Annotated in this window: 13 protein-coding genes and 1 tRNA gene; 7 read left to right on the forward strand and 7 right to left on the reverse strand. The window is 71.3% G+C overall.

Going from position 1 to position 16,447, the window contains the following annotated elements:
- Window positions 1-74: transfer RNA gene (locus tag ACTIF1_RS20125), tRNA-Met, on the forward strand.
- Window positions 75-188: 114 nt separating this feature from the next.
- Here the strand turns inward: ACTIF1_RS20125 and ACTIF1_RS20130 are convergent.
- The 6 genes from ACTIF1_RS20130 to ACTIF1_RS20155 all read right to left on the reverse strand — a co-directional run bounded on the left by ACTIF1_RS20130 (window position 189) and on the right by ACTIF1_RS20155 (window position 6,518).
- On the reverse strand, window positions 189-614 hold the full coding sequence (locus tag ACTIF1_RS20130) for an SDR family oxidoreductase (protein WP_439598248.1): 426 nt from the start codon (window positions 612-614) through the stop codon (window positions 189-191).
- Entirely contained in the window at window positions 512-1,207 is a 696-nt protein-coding gene (locus ACTIF1_RS20135; protein WP_439598311.1) for an Atu4866 domain-containing protein, read from the reverse strand. The genes ACTIF1_RS20130 and ACTIF1_RS20135 overlap by 103 nt, the downstream gene beginning before the upstream one ends.
- Complete coding sequence (locus ACTIF1_RS20140) at window positions 1,165-2,178, reverse strand: tripartite tricarboxylate transporter substrate binding protein (RefSeq protein ID WP_439598249.1); 1,014 nt, start codon at window positions 2,176-2,178, stop codon at window positions 1,165-1,167. The genes ACTIF1_RS20135 and ACTIF1_RS20140 overlap by 43 nt, the downstream gene beginning before the upstream one ends.
- A gap of 46 nt (window positions 2,179-2,224) precedes the next feature.
- Window positions 2,225-2,905, reverse strand: a complete 681-nt coding sequence (locus tag ACTIF1_RS20145) for a Fe2+-dependent dioxygenase (protein WP_439598250.1) — start codon at window positions 2,903-2,905, stop codon at window positions 2,225-2,227.
- Between the two features lie 100 nt (window positions 2,906-3,005).
- Window positions 3,006-5,261, reverse strand: coding sequence for a TonB-dependent receptor (locus tag ACTIF1_RS20150; protein ID WP_439598251.1), 2,256 nt, complete (start codon window positions 5,259-5,261; stop codon window positions 3,006-3,008).
- A 99-nt stretch (window positions 5,262-5,360) separates the two neighbouring features.
- On the reverse strand, window positions 5,361-6,518 hold the full coding sequence (locus ACTIF1_RS20155; RefSeq protein ID WP_439598252.1) for an alpha-hydroxy acid oxidase: 1,158 nt from the start codon (window positions 6,516-6,518) through the stop codon (window positions 5,361-5,363).
- Between the two features lie 82 nt (window positions 6,519-6,600).
- Here ACTIF1_RS20155 and ACTIF1_RS20160 point away from each other — a divergent pair, with 82 nt between their 5' ends.
- The 5 genes from ACTIF1_RS20160 to ACTIF1_RS20180 all read left to right on the forward strand — a co-directional run bounded on the left by ACTIF1_RS20160 (window position 6,601) and on the right by ACTIF1_RS20180 (window position 14,261).
- Window positions 6,601-7,803 (forward strand): M20 aminoacylase family protein, encoded by a 1,203-nt coding sequence (locus ACTIF1_RS20160; protein ID WP_439598253.1) that lies wholly within the window; start codon window positions 6,601-6,603, stop codon window positions 7,801-7,803.
- Window positions 7,804-7,896: 93 nt separating this feature from the next.
- Window positions 7,897-9,528 (forward strand): (2,3-dihydroxybenzoyl)adenylate synthase, encoded by a 1,632-nt coding sequence (locus tag ACTIF1_RS20165; protein ID WP_439598254.1) that lies wholly within the window; start codon window positions 7,897-7,899, stop codon window positions 9,526-9,528.
- Window positions 9,529-9,542: 14 nt separating this feature from the next.
- Entirely contained in the window at window positions 9,543-9,812 is a 270-nt protein-coding gene (locus tag ACTIF1_RS20170) for a phosphopantetheine-binding protein (protein WP_439598255.1), read from the forward strand.
- Window positions 9,805-13,686 carry an amino acid adenylation domain-containing protein gene (locus tag ACTIF1_RS20175; protein WP_439598256.1) on the forward strand — a complete coding sequence of 1,294 codons (3,882 nt, stop codon included), beginning with the start codon at window positions 9,805-9,807 and terminating at the stop codon, window positions 13,684-13,686. The genes ACTIF1_RS20170 and ACTIF1_RS20175 overlap by 8 nt, the downstream gene beginning before the upstream one ends.
- Window positions 13,683-14,261, forward strand: a complete 579-nt coding sequence (locus ACTIF1_RS20180; RefSeq protein WP_439598257.1) for a cytochrome b — start codon at window positions 13,683-13,685, stop codon at window positions 14,259-14,261. Before ACTIF1_RS20175 ends, ACTIF1_RS20180 begins: the two co-directional genes overlap by 4 nt.
- A 44-nt stretch (window positions 14,262-14,305) precedes the next feature.
- On the opposite strand, the gene ACTIF1_RS20185 is transcribed toward ACTIF1_RS20180, so the two are convergent.
- Window positions 14,306-15,388 carry a YncE family protein gene (locus tag ACTIF1_RS20185; RefSeq protein WP_439598258.1) on the reverse strand — a complete coding sequence of 361 codons (1,083 nt, stop codon included), beginning with the start codon at window positions 15,386-15,388 and terminating at the stop codon, window positions 14,306-14,308.
- 226 nt (window positions 15,389-15,614) lie between these two features.
- Between ACTIF1_RS20185 and ACTIF1_RS20190 the strand changes: the two genes are divergently transcribed.
- Window positions 15,615-16,433 (forward strand): alpha/beta hydrolase, encoded by an 819-nt coding sequence (locus ACTIF1_RS20190; RefSeq protein WP_439598259.1) that lies wholly within the window; start codon window positions 15,615-15,617, stop codon window positions 16,431-16,433.
- Window positions 16,434-16,447 lie beyond the last annotated feature (14 nt).

The raw sequence follows: 16,447 nt of genomic DNA on the forward strand, positions 1-16,447 counted from the left end.
CGCGGGGTGGAGCAGCCCGGTAGCTCGTCAGGCTCATAACCTGAAGGTCACAGGTTCAAATCCTGTCCCCGCATCCCAATGCGAATACAAACCCGCCAGACCCAACACGGTCCGGCGGGTTTTCGCGTTTACATCATCCTCCCGCCGGCCATCATACCGATCCGCCATTGGCCCGCAGCGCCTGGCCGCTAATCCAGCCGCGATCCGGCCCGGTCAGCAAGGAAACAGCCGCCGCGATATCCGCCGGCGTGCCGAGGCGGCCGAGCGGACTCAATCAGGAACAGCGCCGTGCCCAAACGGCCGGGCGCAACTGGATTGACGGTGATGTCACGTCCGCGCCGTTCCTTTGCCAGGATCCCCGTAAGCGCCTCCACCGCCGCCCTGGTGGCGGCATAGATGCCGTAATTCTCGAGCCGCATGCCGAGCACGCTGGTCGAGAGGTTGATGAAACGCCCGCCCGTCCGCGGACGCCGGGCCGCTTCGCGCAGGCCATTGCAGCGGCCGCGCAGGTTCACCGCCACCTGGCTCTCAGAGGCGCCGGAAGGTCGCGGGATCGGCGACATCGCGGCAAGGGGGATGGGGGCGCCGCCCTCCGCGACGATCCGCGTGGCCAAGGCCTCCGCCTTTCCGGCGCTGCGCGCGTGATGAGGATGACGGCGAAGACGTCCTGCGCGAGCCGTGTCGCGATGGCCGCGCCGATGCCGCGTGACGCGCCGGTGACGATGGCGACGCGCTTTGCCTGTGCCGACATGATGGTTCTCCTTCCGCATGAGGCTGCCCCGGCGGCTGCTGGAGGAGATGGCACCTCGCCCGCGCCTGATAATGCGGCTCCGCGACGTTGAAGAACCGCGCGACGCGGGCCTGCGGGCGCGGGTCGTGCTGCCGGCCTGAGGCGCGATCGGCCCTGTTTCTCCCGCCGGAACACCATGCCGCCGTGGTTCAGCGTATTCGCATCGACGAAGGGGTCCTCCGCGGTGAGGCCGGTATCGTCCCAGTGGTCGATATGGCCGCCGCGAATCTCGTAGCGCCCGCGATAGGCGCTGCGCCGCCTTCCGCGCGCCTCGTCATAGCGGCCATCCGGCAGCAGTTGCCGCCGGACATGGTCATCCTCCCTCACCGACATGCCGCGATTGGGGTGGCACGCTGGCGCATCGCGGCTGGCGCTTACTCCGCGGTGATATGCGCCTCCCGCACCACGCTGGCCCAGCGTTCCAGATCCGCCGCCATGGTGGCGCCGAGCGCCGCGGCGGGGCCGCCCAGCAGGTTGAAGCCCTGCGCCGTCAGGGCCTGCGCCACCTCGGGCTCCGCCAGCACGGCGCGCGCGGTTTCCGTATGCAACTCCAGGATGGGCGCCGGCGTGCGGGCAGGGGCGAGCAGCGCGAACCAGTCCTTGATGGTCACGCCGGGCACGCCCTGCTCGGCCACCGTCCGCACCTCCGGCATCAGCCGCAGCCGGGCGGGGGAGGCCACCGCGACGGACTGCACCAGCCCGCCGCGCCCCAGCTCCAGCGCCGCATTCACCGGCATGAACATCGCGGCCACCTGGCCGCCCAGCAGATCCGTCACGGCGGGCCCCGTGCCGCGATAGGGCACATGCGTGACGTCCACGCCGGCCGCGCGCTTGAACAGCTCCATGGTCAGGTGATGCGGGGTGCCGATGCCGGGGGAGGCGTAGTTCAGCACGCCCGGCTGCGCCCGCGCCCGCGCCAGGAATTGCTCGAGCGAGGCGCCGCCCGAAGGATGCAGCACCAGCGCATAATCCACATCGACCAGCGCCGTGATCGGCGCGAAGGAGGTGAGCGGATCGTAGGTGAGGGAGCGATAGAGGCTCGCATTCATCACCAGCGTCGAGGTGTGCACCAGCAGCGTATGGCCATCCGGCGCCGCGCGCGCCACCAGGTCGGCGCCGATATTGCCGCTGGCGCCAGGCCGGTTTTCCACCACAACGGCATTGCCGAGGCGGCGCTGCATTCCTTCCGCCAGGATGCGCGCCACCACATCGGGCGGCGCGCCGGGCGTGAAGGGCAGCACCAGCGTCACCGGGCGGCGGGACAGCACCTGGCTGCGCAGCGTCACAGGCGCGCAGAGCAGGGCCGCGGCGCCGAGCAGCGCGGCGCGCCGCGACCAGGCGCGGGAGTCTTCAGCATGGTCGGCGGCGAGGGGGAACAGCTTGGTCATGCAGTCCTCGATAAGCGAAGATGAGCGCGAAACCCGAGGCGCAGCCTCAGGTCTTGCACCACATGCGCATCAGGTTGTGGTAGCAGCCGGTCAGGCCGAGCACGCTCGGATGGTCGTCCGGCACCACCATCCGCATCTGGATGATGGACATGTCCATCTCGAACAGCAGCCGGCGCTGCCGGTCGTCGTCGATCATCGACTGCGTCCAGAAGAAGGACGCCCAGCGGCTGCCGCGCGTCACCGGATTGACGCGATGCAGGCTGGTGGAGGGGTAGATCACCATGTCGCCCGCCGGCAGCTTCACCGACTGCGCGCCATAGGTATCCTCCACCACCAGCTCGCCGCCGTCGTAATCCTCGGGCGGGGTGAGGAAGAGGGTGGAGGAGACATCGGTGCGCATGCGCGCGCCGCCGGGCAGGGCACGGATCGCATTGTCGACATGCGTGTCGAAGGTCATGCCGATGTCATAGCGGTTGAACATCGGCGGATAGATCCGCAGCGGCAGCACGGCGGAGGTGAAGAGCGGCGATCGGCGCAGCGCGCGCAGCACGATCTCGCCCAGCTCGCGGCCCGCGGCCGAATCCTCCGGCACCTGCAGGTTCTGCTTCACCTTGGCTGACTGATCGCCGGCGGTGACGCGGCCATCCACCCAGTCCGCCCGCTCCAGCCGCTGCCGGCAATGCGCGACCTCCTCGGCCGTCAGGACATTCTCGATATGCACCAGCATGGCCCGTTTCCTCTCGTCACGCCGAAGGGGCTGGCCGGATCTGCATCCGGACAGCCCCTTCGCGTCGTCTCGGTCCGGCCCCACCGCGGGGCCGGGTGGTTCAGAAGCTCGCCGCCAGGCTCATGGTGAAGGCCCGGCCCGTGCCCAGCACCGCGCGGCCGCTCGTGGCCTGCGTGTAGTTGCGCTGGTCGGTCAGGTTGTAGCCGTTGACGCGCAGCGTCACCTGATCGTTCAGCCGGTGCGAGGCGAAGGCATCCAGCGAGAAGGTCTCCGGCACTTCCTGGGTATTGCCGGCGTTCAGGTAGATGCTGCTGGCATAGGTGATGCCGCCGCCGATGGTCAGGTTCCGCCGCTCGCCGCGGCCGATCTCATAGGCGGTCCAGAGCGTGGCGGAGTGTTCCGGCACCAGCTGCACCTCCTTTCCGACATTGGCCGCGGTCAGCGAACGCGTGGTCTCGCTGTCCATGAAGCTGTAGCGCGCATTCAGCGTCCAGTTCGGCATCAGCTGGCCGGTGGCGCCGAGATCCACGCCCTGGATCCGCTGGCGGTCGCCGGAGGAGAAGACCGTGCCGGTCAGCGCATCCGTCTCCGTCGCGTTGTTCTTGGTGATCTGGTAGACCGCCGCGCTCAGCCCGAGCCGCCCGTCGAGGAAGCTGCCGCGCGCGCCGGCCTCGTAGATCGTGTTGCGCTCCGGCTCCAGCCGCGTGTTGTTCGCCGAGGCCTGGCCGGGCTGGGTCGCCCAGTTGGAGCCCGGCGCGAAGGAGGACTGCGCGTAGGAGACGTAGAAGGTGTAGTCGCGCGTCGGCTCCCAGATGATCGAGGCGCGCGGATCGACGAAGCTGTTGTCGGCGTTCAGCTCGGTCTGCGCGATGCCCGGGCCATAGGACTGGTAGTCGGTCTGGAAGCGGTTCCAGCGCACCCCGCCGAGCACGGAGAATTCCGGCGTCAGCCACAGCCGCTCGCTGGCGAAGACGCCGACGGCGGTGGTCTGCGCGGCGCGCGTCGCATTCGCGGCGGTCGAGCGCGTGTAGCCATAGGAGGTGTCGTTGTCCGCGTCGAAGAGATTGCCGCGGAAGGCGGAGCGGTCGGCGCCGTAGCTGTAGCCGGTGCGCTCGAAATCCTCGTACCAGCCATCGAGCCCCAGCGTCGTCTCGTGCCGGAAGCCCCAGGTGTTGTAGCGCGCCACGGCCGTGGTGACGTTCTGCACGCCCCAGGTGGTGGAATCATAGGGCGAGCCGGCGCCGCTATAGGTGTATTGCGGCGTGCCGGTGCGGTTGAAGAAATTGCCGACGCAGGTCGTGTCGCAGCCCAGGATGCTGTAGCTGAAGAAGCGTTCCTGGTGGCTGGCGCGCGTGTCGTTGTAGATCGTCAGCCAATCCGTCGCATTGTGCTGCAGCCGCGCCGTGATGCGGTCCAGCGTCGACTTGTCGCGATCCGTCGGCGTGCCATACCAGGTGTTGCGGCTGACGCCGTATTCGGTGATCGGCTGGCCCACGCTGCTGCCCGGGCGCGTCAGCACCGGCACGCCGGTATCGGTCGGCTCGTCATATTCGTAGTGCAGGTATTCCAGCGTGAAGGTCGTATCCGTCCCCAGGCCGAAGGCGATGGAGGGGGCGACGCCCCAGCGGCTGCCGAAGGGCATGTCGCGGCCGGAGGTGCGCGACTGCTGCCCCATGACATTGAGGCGCATCGCCGAGGTTTCGCTCAGCTGGTAGTTCGCATCGGCCGTGCCGCGGAACAGCGGCCCCATGCCGGCGGTCGCCTCGACATTGAAGAAGTTGCCGAGCCGCGGCGTGCGGCTGACCACGTTCACCGTGCCGCCGGCCGAGCCCGCACCAAAGGTCTGGCCGGAGGGGCCGAGCAGCGCCTGCACCTCCTCGAAGGTGAAGGCATCGCGGCGGAAGGTGCCGAAGTCGCGCAGCCCGTCGACATACAGGTCGTTCTGCGCATTGAAGCCGCGGATGCGGAGCTGGTCGCCATTGACGCCGCCATTGCCCTCGCCGACCGAGGAGGTGATGCCCGGCACATTGCGCAGCGCCTGCTCCAGCGTCGTCACATTCTGCTGGCGCAGCACCTCCTGCGGCACCACCTGGATGGTCTGCGGCAGGCTCTGGATCGGGCCGGAGAGGCGGCCCAGGCCCGTGGTGCCGCGCAGCGTATTGGCCGGCTGCTCGCCCACCACGCCGACCTGCGGCAGGCGCAGCTCGGGGGCGGTCTCTGCGGCGGCCTGGGGCTCCGTGCCCGTCTGGGTCTGGGCCTGCGCGGCCACGCCGCCGCCCAGCATCATGCTGGCCGCAAGGCCGGCGCCGAAGGCGGATTGGGAGACGATGCTTCGCAATGTCGGCCTGGCAGCCATGGTGCTTTCCTCAACTACGCGCCGCCGGCAGGGTTAGCGCTCACTGGCCGTGTTTTGCTGCAACTAAGAATCAGTCGCAAGTAACCTTCCGTCATCCGGTCATGTTTCGTTACCCGCCGACGCGCCCTGTGGCATTGCGGCAACATCCGCCTGGGCAGGCCGCCAGATCACCCCAGGCCCGATCTCGGCCAGGCTGCGGCAGCCGGTCAGCGCCATCGCCACCTCGAATTCGCTGCGCAGGATATGCAGCGCATGCGCCACACCGGCGGGCCCCGCCACGGCCAGAGCGAAAACATAGGGCCGGCCGATCAGCACCGCCGAGGCACCCAGCGCCAGCGCCTTCAGCACATCCGTGCCCCGGCGGATCCCGCCATCCAGCAGCAGCGGCACCCGCCCGGCCACCCTGCGGGCGATGGCGGGCAGGACCTCGATGGTGGCGGGCTGCGAATCGAGCACCCGGCCGCCATGGTTGGAGACCACCAGCCCATCCGCGCCCTCCCGGATCGCGCGCTCGGCATCCTCCGGCGCGGTGATCCCCTTCACCAGAAGCGGCAGCTTCGTGGCGGCGCGCAGCCGGGCGAAATCCTCCCAGCGCGCGGCCTGGTCGAGGAAGCCGTTGAACAGCAGGCTCTCGCCCAGCCCGGCCTGGGGCAGGGGTCCGGGCCGGGCGCCGCGCAGATTCACCGCCTCCCCCAGCGCCGCGGGGGTGACGCCGGCGCGCTGCTCGCGGTTGCGGAAGCCGCTGACCGGCGCATCGGCCGTCACGAGGATGGCGCGCGCCCCGGCGCGCTCGGCGCGGGCCAGCAGCGCCAGGGTGAAGGCGCGGTCGTGCTGGATATAGAGCTGGAACCAGAAGCGGCCCCGCGCCGCCGCCGCGATCTCCTCGATCGGGCTGTCCGACTCGGTGCTGGCCACCATCAGCGCCCTGGCGCCGGTGGCCCCCACCGCAGTCGCCACCTCCGCCTGCGGGCAGGCCAGGCGGTGATGCGCCACGGGGGCGAGCAGGATGGGATGCTCCAGGCTTTCGCCCAGCAGGTCGAGCCGCGTGCCGCCGCCGCGCAGATCCGCGAAGACGCGGCCCTGCAGCGGAATGGCGTCGAAGGCCGCGCGGTTGCGCGCCAGCGTCAGCTCATCCGCCGCGCCGCCCGAGAGATAGGCCCAGGCCGGCGCCGGCAGCCGCGCCTGCGCATGGCGTTCGTAATCGGCCAGGCAGGCGATGTCGGGGGGAATCTGGAAGGCGCCGGAAATGGGCTTCACCTCATCACCCGCCGCGTTTGGCGGGATGCTTGCCGGGCGGAGGTACTGCAAGTAACACTCACTCGCAACCACAAGCCGCGAGATGACCTTGGCCCCGGACCTGCTCGCGCGCCTCGCGCGCCATGAGGCGGAGCTCACCGCCATCCGCCACGACCTGCACCGCCACCCGGAGCTGGGCTTTGCGGAGACCCGCACCGCGGCCCTGGTCGCGGCGAAGCTGCGCGGCTGGGGGATCGCGGTGGTCGAGGGAATCGCCCGCACCGGGGTGGTCGGCACGCTGCGCGGCCGGCGCGGCCCCGGCGGCGCCATCGCCCTGCGCGCCGATATGGACGCGCTGCCGATCCAGGAGGCGACGGGTCTGGCCCATGCCTCCCAGACCCCCGGCGTGATGCATGCCTGCGGCCATGACGGGCATACCACCATGCTGCTTGGCGCCGCGCGGTACCTGGCGGAGCATCCGGATTTCCACGGCACCGTGCACTTCATCTTCCAGCCCGCCGAGGAAGGCCTGGCCGGTGGCCGGCTGATGGTGGAGGAGGGGCTGTTCGAGCGCTTCCCCGCCGATGCCGTCTTCGGCCTGCACAATGAGCCCGGCCTGGCGCTGGGCCGCTTCGGGACTCGTACCGGGCCGATGCTGGCCAATGTGGATGGCTGGTCCGTGCGCTTCCGCGGCACCGGCGGCCATGGCGCCGTGCCGCATCGCGCGACCGACCCCACCCAGCCCATGGCCCAGTTCATCGCCACGCTGCAGAGCGTGATCGGCCGCAATATCCCGGCCGGGCAGACCGCGGTGCTCAGCGTCGGCCATATCGTGGCCGGCGATGCGCGGGCGCCGAATGTGATCCCGGCCGAGGTCTTCCTCTCCGGCACCGGCCGGTCCTTCCTGCCCGTGGCGCGGGAGGTGATGGAGCGCCGGTTGCGGGAACTGGCCGCCGGCTGTGCCCTGGCGCATGGCTGCGTCGCGGAGGTGGACTACCAGCATGCCTATCCGGCCGTGGTGAATACCCCGGCCGAGGTACGGCTGGCCGCCCGCGCCGCCGCGGCGCTGGGGGCGGTGGATGACGACTATCCGCCCATCACCGCCGGCGAGGATTTTGCCTATCTGCTGCAGCAACGCCCTGGCGCCTTCATGCTCGCGGGCAATGGTTTTGCGCCGGATGGCAGCTACCACCACGTCCATACCCCGCATTACGACTTCAATGACGGCCTGCTGCCGATCGGCGCCGCCTATTGGGTGAGCCTGGTGGCGCATGCGCTGGGCGATGCGGGGGAAGGGGCGCGCTGAGCAGGCCGTGCTTGTCGCCCCCCGGCGGGACCGCTAATGAGGATCATTCGCAACTAAACCCACGCCTTGCCGCAGACAGAACGGACACCGGCCTTGCTTCCTCTTCGTCAGGTCTGGCCCGCCGAGGCCGCCGCCCGGTATCGCGCCGCCGGCCATTGGCGCGGCGAGACCCTGCCGGGCTTCCTGCGCCAGCGCGCGGAGGCGCGGCCGGAGGCGCTGGCCATCATCGGCGGCGACCAGCGCTGGAGCTATGCCGAGCTCTGGGCGCGGGCCGGGCGGGCCGCGGCCGGCTTCCTCGCCAGCGGCCTGCGCCCGGGGGACCGGGTGGTGGTCCAGCTCGGCAATCTTCCCGAATTCTTCAGCGCCATCTTCGGCCTGTTCCGCGCCCAGCTGGTGCCGGTCTATGCGCTGCCCGGTCATCGGCTCACGGAAATCACCCACTTCCTGCGCAAGGCGGAGGCCGCCGGCTACATCTGCACCGATCGCGGTGCCGATGGCTTCGACTATCGCGCCCTTGCGCGCGAGGCCCGGCAGGCGGTGCCCGGCCTGCGGCAGGTCTTCGTCCTCGGCGAGGCCGAGGAGTTTTCCGACTTCGCCGCGCTGGATGGCGATCTCACCGCGCTGCCGCCCGACCCGGACCCTTCCTCCGTCGCCTTCCTGCAGATCTCCGGCGGCACCACGGGACTGTCGAAACTCATCCCGCGCACGCATGACGACTACATCTACAGTTTCCGCGCGAGCAACGAGATCTGCGGCGTCACCGCCGAGAGCGCGCTGATGGTCGCGCTGCCCGCCGCGCACAACTTCCCGATGAGCTCCCCCGGCCACCTCGGCGCGCTTTATGCCGGCGGCCGCGTGGTGCTCAGCCCCTCGCCGAGCCCGGAGGTGGCTTTCCCGCTGATCGCGCGGGAAGGGGTGACCATCACCGGCCTGGTGCCGCCGCTGGCGCTGCTCTGGGCCGAGGCGGCGCCGACCACGCCGCACGACCTGTCGAGCCTGAAGGTGCTGCTGGTCGGCGGCGCCAAGCTGACCACGGAAGCGGCGCGCCGCGTGGCGGAGGCGCTGCCGCGCTGCCAGCTGCAGCAGGTCTTCGGCATGGCGGAGGGGCTGGTAAACTACACCCGCCTGGACGACCCGCCCGAGCTGGTGCTGACGACGCAAGGCCGGCCGATCAGCCCGGATGACGAGGTGCTGATACTGGACGACCAGGGCCATCCGGTGCCGGAGGGGACGCCCGGCAACCTGCTGGCGCGCGGCCCCTATACCATCCGCGCCTATCACAACGAGGAGGCCGCCAATGCGCGGTCCTTCACGCCGGATGGCTACTACCGCACCGGCGATATCGTCAGCCGCACGCCCGAGGGCTATCTGGTGGTGCAGGGCCGCGCCGGCGACCACATCAACCGGGCGGGCGAGAAGATCTCGGCCGAGGAGATCGAGGACCACCTGCTGGCGCATCCGAATGTCTTCGATGCCGCCGTGGTCTCCGTGCCGGACGAATTCCTGGGCGAGCGCAGCTGCGCCTTCCTCATCCCGCGCGGCGAGAAGCCGAAGCCGGCGGCGATCCGCGCCTGGATGCGCCAGCGCCAGATCGCCGACTTCAAGGTGCCGGACCAGGTCGTGCTCGTCGACAGTTTCGAGACCACCGCCGTCGGCAAGATCAGCCGCAAGGAGCTGCGCGCACGGCTGCGCGCGCGGCTGCTGGCCGAGCAGCCCGAAAGCTGAAGGGAGGCCCCGCCATGGCCATGACGCACGAGCGCATGCGCGCCGATCTCGCCCGCGTGCTTCGCATGCCGCCGGAGGAGATCGACGACGAGGAGAGCCTGATCGACCTCGGCCTGGATTCCATGCGCGCCATGGCGCTGCTGACGCGCTGGGCGGAGGCGGGCGCGCCGCTCGACCTCGCCGCGGTGGCGGAGAAGGTGACGCTCGGTGCCTGGTGGGCCCTGGCGGAGCGTGCGATAGCTAATCGCGCCGAAGGCGCGAGGGCCAGCCGCCGCGATGCTTGACGGCACGGCGCTGGAAGGCGGCGTGCTGACCGAGGCGCAGGAGGGCCTGTGGTATGCGCAGCGCCTCGACCCCGGCAACCCGCTGTTCAACACCGGCCACTACCTGGAGCTGCGCGGGCCGCTCGACGCCGAGGCCTTCCGCGCCGCGGTGGACGGCATGGTGGCGGAGGCCGATGCGCTGTCCTTCCGCATCGCGGAGGGACCGGAGGGCGTCCGGCAGCGGCCGGACCCGGCGCTGCGGCCCTTTTTGCGGATCGTGGATCTCGCCAGCGAGGTGGATCCGCTGGAGGCGGCGCGCGCGGCGATGGCGCGCGACATGGCCACGCCCGTGGATCCGGCGCGCGGGCCGCTGGCGGCCGAGATGCTGTTCCGCCTCTCGCCCCGGCACCACCTCTGGTACCACCGCGCGCATCACCTGGTGCTGGACGGTTTCGGCACGGAGCTGCTGATGCGGCGCGTCGGCGCGCTCTATGGCGCGCATGTCACGGGAAGCGATCCGGGACCGCCGCTGGCGCCCTTCGCGGCGGTGCTGGCGGAGGATGCGGCCTATCGGGGATCGCCACGGCGCCTCCGCGATGCCGAATACTGGCGCGCCGCCATGTCGGATGCGCCGGAGGTCGTGGGCATCGGCCAAGGCGTCGCGCTGACCGCGCGCGCCGTGCATCGTGCCCAGGCGGCGATCCCGCCCGAGGCCAACGCCGCGCTGCGCCGCCTCGCCGCGGCGCAGGACCTGGCCTGGCCCGATGTGATGACCGCGCTGCTCGGCGCCTATGTGCGGCGGCTGACCGGCGAGGTTGAATCGAGCATCGGCATCACCTTCATGAATCGCTTCGGCAGCACCGCCGCGCGCGTGCCGGCGACGCTGATGAACGTGCTGCCGCTGCGCATCCGCTTCGATGAGGCGCGCCCCTTGCAGGAGGGCGTGGAGGATGTGGCCACCCAGCTCGCCGCGCTGCGCCGCCACGGCCGCTACCGTGGCGAACAGCTGCGCCGCGATCTCGGGCGCGTCGGGGCCGGCCGCCGCCTGCATGGGCCGATCGTGAATATCCAGCCCTATCACGCGCTACCCGAATTTCCGGGCCTGACCGCCAGCCTGCACCTGCTCGGCACCGGCCCGGTGGATGACCTCACCTTCGACCTGCGCGGCGACCCCGCTGCCCAGGCGCTGCACCTGGAGATCGAGGCGAACCCGACGCTGCACAGCGCGGAGGAAACCCAGGCGCATGCCACCCGCGCCGCGCAGTTCTGCGCCGCCGCGCTGGAGGCCGGCAGCCTCGCCATCCTGCCCACCGCGACGCCGGAGGAGGCGCAGCACTTCGTCCATGCGGTGAACGCCACCGCGCATCCCGTGCCCGACACCACGCTGGTCGGCCTGATCGAGGCGACGCTCGCGGCGCGGCCCGAGGCGGAGGCGCTGGTCTTCGAAGGCCGCGCCATGAGCTGTGGCGAGCTCGACCGGCGCAGCGCGGCGCTGGCCGGCGCGCTGGCCGCGCGCGGCATCGGGCCGGGCGACATCGTCGCCGTGGCGCTGGAGCGGTCCTTCGACCTGATCGTCGCGCTGGTCGGCACGCTGCGCGCGGGCGCCGCCTATCTGCCGCTGGATGCTGCGCACCCCGCCGCCCGCAACGCCCGCATCCTGGCCACCGCGCGGCCGCGCCTGGCCCTGGCCGAGGCGGCGCTGCCCGATGGCGGCGCCTTCCTGGCGCCCGCGGACTGGCCAGCGGAGGGCAAGGCGCCGGCGGGCCCGGCGCCGGGCGATGCGGCCTATGTGATCTATACCTCGGGCTCCACCGGGGAGCCGAAGGGCGCCGTCATCGAACACCGCGCCATCGTCAACCGGCTGGAATGGATGCGCGTCCACTACGGAATCGGGCCGGGCGACCGCATCCTGCAGAAGACGCCGGCCACCTTCGATGTCTCGGTCTGGGAATTCTTCCTGCCGCTGATCGCCGGCGCGCCGATGGTCATCGCCGCCCCCGGCGCGCATCGCGACCCGGCCGCCATCGCGCGCCTGATCCGCGACCAGCGCGTCACCACCGCGCATTTCGTGCCGGCGATGCTGGCCGCCTTCCTGGCCGATGACGCAGCCGCCGGCCTCGCCATGCGCCGCGTCTTCTGCTCCGGCGAGGCGCTGACGCCGCAGCTGCGCGACCGCTTCCACGCGACCATGGCGGCGGAGCTGCACAACCTCTATGGCCCCACCGAGGCCGCCGTCGATGTCAGCTACTGGGACGCCTCGCGCGGCGACCGCAGCGACCCGATGCCGATCGGTTTTCCCGTGTGGAATACGCGGCTCTATGTGCTCGACCACGCCCTGCGGCCGCTGCCGCCCGGCGTCACGGGCGATCTCTTCATCGCCGGCGTGCAGCTGGCGCGCGGCTATCTCGGCCTGCCGGAGCGCACGGCGCAAGCCTTCGTGCCGGATCCCTTCCATCCCGGCCAGCGCATGTACCGCACCGGGGATCTCGCGCGCTTCCGGGCGGATGGCGCGATCCTCTATCTCGGCCGCGCGGACGGCCAGGTGAAGCTGCGCGGCCAGCGCATCGAGCTCGGCGAGATCGAGGCTGCCATCGCAAGCTTTCCGGGGCTGCGCCAGGCCCGCGTGGTGGCGCGGGAGGACCGGCCGGGTGACAGGCGGCTGGTCGCCTATCTCGTGCCCGGCGCGGATCACGATGCCGCGGCGTTGCGCGGCCATGTGGCGGCGCGCCTGCCGGACTACATGGTGCCGGCGGCCTTCGTGACGCTCGATGCGCTGCCGGTGAATGCCAGCGGCAAGCTGGACCAGCGCGCCTTGCCGCGGCCTGACCAGGCGACCAGCGCGGGCCGCGCTCCGGCGACGGAGACGGAACACCGCGTCGCCAGGCTCTTCGCACAAGCGCTGGGCGTCGCGGCGGTGGGCGCGGAGGAGGATTTCTTCGCCCTCGGCGGTCATTCGCTGCTGGCGGTGGAGCTGATGCAGGGCGTGCAGCGCGCATTCGGCCGCGATCCCGGCCTCGGCGCGCTCTTCGAATATCCGACGGTTGCGCGGCTTGCAGCCCTGCTCGATTCCACCGCGCTGCCGCCGCCGGATGACGGCTTGCGGTCGCTGATCGTGCTGGGCCGCGGCGAGCCGGCGCGCGCGCCGATCTTCGCCGTGCATCCCGCCGGCGGCATCGCCTGGTGCTATGGCGGGCTGGCACGCGTGCTGGCGCCGGAGCGGACGGTCATGGGGCTGCAATCGCCCTCGCTCGATCCTGCCGTGGCGCCGCAGGAGAGCCTGGAGGCGCTGGCGGCCGATTACGCGGACCGCGTGCTGGGGGCGGCGGGGCAGGGGCCCGTGAACCTGCTCGGCTGGTCCGTCGGCGGGCTGATCGCCCAGGCCATGGCGGTGCGGCTGCGCGAGCTGGGCCGCGAGGTCGGCCTGCTGGCCATGCTGGATGCCTATCCCTCCGACGCCTGGCGCGCCTCGCCGGAGCCGGATGACGCGGCCATCTATGGCGCGCTGCTGAACATCGCCGGCCACGATCCCTCGCTGCATCCCGAGCTGCCGATGCAGCGCGGCCCGGTGATCGATTTCCTCCGCCGCGGCGGCATGCCGCTCGGCCGGCTGCCGGAGGCGGCGCTGGATGGCGTGGTGCGGGTGGTGGAGGGGAACAACCGCCTTGTGCGCGCGCATCGCCACCGCCGCTACGACGGCGCCATCCTGCATTTCCGCGCCGCGCGCGACCATGTCGGGCGCGCGATCTCGCCGGAGATGTGGGCGCCCTATTGCGCGCGGCTGGATGTGGTGGATGTGCCGGCACTGCACGCGGCCATGCTGGGGGAGGCCGCGATGGCGGTGATCCTGCCCGTGCTGCGGGCGCAGCTGGCGCGCGACGAAAGGGCCTTGGGATGACGCGGCAGTGGCGCGATACGCCGGAACGCTACGGCCTGGTCTCCCGGCTGCTGCATTGGCTGATGGCCGCGATCCTGCTGTGGCAGTTCACCGGCATGATCCTGCGGCTGATCCTGGGCCGCACGCCGCTGATGGCATTCTGGGTCGGCACGCACCAATCCATCGGCACGGTGCTGCTGGCGCTGATCCTGCTGCGGCTCGCCTGGGCCTGGGGCAACCGCGGGCGGCGGCCGGCGCAGGAGAGAAATGGCGTGGGGCGGGCGGCGCGCCTGGGCCATGCGGCGCTCTACGCGCTGATGGCGATCATCCCGGCGCTCGGCCTGCTGCGCGCCTTCGGCAATGGACGGGGCTATGCCTTCTTCGGCCACCAGATCGTGCCGCGCACGGGACAGCGCATCGAATGGATGTCCGCGCCGGCCGACCTGCTGCATGGCAAGCTCGCCTGGCTGCTTCTGGCGCTGATCCTCGGCCATGTCGCGATGGCGCTGCTGCACCACTTCGTCTGGCGCGATGGGCTGCTGCTTCGGATGGCGGGCAGGGCCAGGCGGGGCGGGGGAACGCCTTCCAGGCCCTGACCCTGCGGCATCGGCTGCGGCGGGCCACGCCGCAGCCGATGGGTTCACAGCCGGATGAGGCTCACCGTATCGCCATTCGGATCCTCGACCGGCGCCGGCCGCGGCGCGGGGGCCTCGCCGGCCGCAGGGCGCGGCCCGCGCGGCTGGGCACGCGCCTTGTTCGAGACATAGGCGAGGCCCGTGCGCCGATCCACCGCGACCGTGTTCGGATGCGTGCCGGTGGCAAGGTTCGCCACCACGGCGAGCGTCCGCGTATCGACGATGCTGACCGTGCCGGCGCCGCGATTGGCGACGTAGCAGATGCCGCCATCGGCGGAGAGCGTGACGCCGAGCGCGCCGGCGCCGGTCTCGATGGACTTCACCACCTCGCCCGAGGCGGCGTTCAGCACCGTCAGCGTGCCGCTGCGCTGATTGGCGCAGAACAGCCGGCCGCTGGCGGGGTCGAAGGCGATGTTGATCGAACCCTCGCCGCCGGAGGGGAAGCGGCGGATGCCGGCATTGCGCGCCAGGCTGACCTCGACCACCTCGTTCGTCGTCAGCGCCGTGGCAAACAGCCGGTCATTCGCGGCGTCGAAGGTGACGCCGATGATGCCGCCCTCGAGTCCCTCGGTGATGACGTTGACGATGCGGTCACCGGCGGTGTCGGCCACCCAGATGGTGCTGGGCCGGTCGCGTGCGCCGAAGGAGGTGGCGAAGGCGCGGTCGCGCGCCTCATCCACCGCGATATGGCGCAGATGCGAGGATTCGCCCTGGGTCAGCTTGGCCCGGACGCTGCCGCTGCGGGCATCGATGATCTTGAAGGCGCCGGAGCGCGTGCCGGTGGCCAGCAGCAGGCCGCGGCGGTCGTTGGAGGCGAGGCCGAAGGCCGCATCCTCGCCCAGCTCGACGGTGGCACGCGTCTCCAGCGTGCGCGGGTCGAGCCCGATGATCCTCGCGGCATTGGCGCCGCGCGGTCCCACGGCGGCGACATGCACCAGGCCGCTGGCCTGGTTGACCGCGATCTCATAGAGGCCCTCGTGGACCTTCACCGAGGTGGCGACGACGGGCGCCGCGCGCAGCGGCGCGGGGCGCAGCGCGGCGAGGCCGGCGCCCGCGCCCAGCAGGGCGAGAAGGGATCGGCGCGACATGGCCGCCGGAGCCGTGGATCTGATGCGCATGGGGCACTACCTTCGGAGCCGCGAGGGCTTTATGAGAATGACTCGCAATATCATCTCGGCCGGCGCGGGCGCAATGGGGCGCTGACCGGCAGGCGGGTGGACGGCTCGGCCCGACCTCGGCTAAGAGAGGTTTGCATGAGAATAACTCTCATTCGCGCGTGATCGGCCGCGGGCTGACGGAACCCTCCCTGGTCGGATGATGCCTCCCACCCCCTCCGCCGTGGTGCTGCCGCGCAGCCAGTGCTTCGACCTGCCGGGCGGCCAGCGCATCATGCTGGCCGTGCCGGCCGGCCCGCCGCCGCCCGCGGGCTTCCCCGTGCTGTATCACCTGGACGGCAATGCGATCTTCGCCAGCGTTGTGGAGGCGCTGCGCATCCAGGCGCCGCGCGGGGCGGCCACCGGCGTGGCGCCTGGCATCATCGTCGGTATCGGCTATCCGGTGGATGGTCCCTTCGACCGCGCGCGCCGCACGCTGGACTATACGCCCGAAGTCGATCCCGCCCGGCTCGGCGACCGCCCGGATGGCGGCGCCTGGACCGCGACCGGCGGCGCCGATGCCTTCCTCGAGGTCCTGGAGCGCCAGGTGAAGCCGCTCGTCGAAAGCCTGGCACCGGTGGACCGCGCGCGACAGGCGCTGTTCGGCCATTCCCTCGGCGGGCTCTTCGCGCTGCATCTGCTGTTGACTCGGCCCGAATCCTTTTCCCGCATCGTTGCCATCAGCCCCTCCCTCTGGTTCGGCCAGGGCCAGCTGCTCGAACGCCTGGCGCACAGGCCGCCCCGCGGCCCGCTGCCCGCGGTGATGATCGGCGTGGGAGGGGAGGAGGAGCCGGCCGAGACGCCGGGCGAGGATGCCCATGCCGCAAAGCGCCGTGCCCATGGCCTCATCACCCGCGCCCGCCGCTTCGCCGAGGCGCTGCCCGCCGAACGCTTCCAGATCTTCGACGGTGAGAACCATGGCTCGGTGGTGCATGCCGCGCTCGGCGCGTCGCTCCGCTTCGCCCTGCCGACACGCTGATACGGAATCCCGCG

The organism is Falsiroseomonas sp., assembly GCF_051860665.1.
Lineage (GTDB): Bacteria > Pseudomonadota > Alphaproteobacteria > Acetobacterales > Acetobacteraceae > Falsiroseomonas.

What these genes read in the sequence shown, in the direction of transcription:
- ACTIF1_RS20150 (WP_439598251.1), bottom strand. Translation starts at nt 5,261, where the DNA reads ATGGCTGCCAGGCCGACATTGCGAAGCATCGTCTCCCAATCCGCCTTC.
- ACTIF1_RS20170 (WP_439598255.1), top strand. Translation starts at nt 9,543, where the DNA reads ATGGCCATGACGCACGAGCGCATGCGCGCCGATCTCGCCCGCGTGCTT.
- ACTIF1_RS20140 (WP_439598249.1), bottom strand. Translation starts at nt 2,178, where the DNA reads ATGACCAAGCTGTTCCCCCTCGCCGCCGACCATGCTGAAGACTCCCGC.
- ACTIF1_RS20175 (WP_439598256.1), top strand. Translation starts at nt 9,805, where the DNA reads ATGCTTGACGGCACGGCGCTGGAAGGCGGCGTGCTGACCGAGGCGCAG.
- ACTIF1_RS20185 (WP_439598258.1), bottom strand. Translation starts at nt 15,388, where the DNA reads ATGTCGCGCCGATCCCTTCTCGCCCTGCTGGGCGCGGGCGCCGGCCTC.
- ACTIF1_RS20180 (WP_439598257.1), top strand. Translation starts at nt 13,683, where the DNA reads ATGACGCGGCAGTGGCGCGATACGCCGGAACGCTACGGCCTGGTCTCC.
- ACTIF1_RS20160 (WP_439598253.1), top strand. Translation starts at nt 6,601, where the DNA reads ATGACCTTGGCCCCGGACCTGCTCGCGCGCCTCGCGCGCCATGAGGCG.
- ACTIF1_RS20190 (WP_439598259.1), top strand. Translation starts at nt 15,615, where the DNA reads ATGATGCCTCCCACCCCCTCCGCCGTGGTGCTGCCGCGCAGCCAGTGC.
- ACTIF1_RS20145 (WP_439598250.1), bottom strand. Translation starts at nt 2,905, where the DNA reads ATGCTGGTGCATATCGAGAATGTCCTGACGGCCGAGGAGGTCGCGCAT.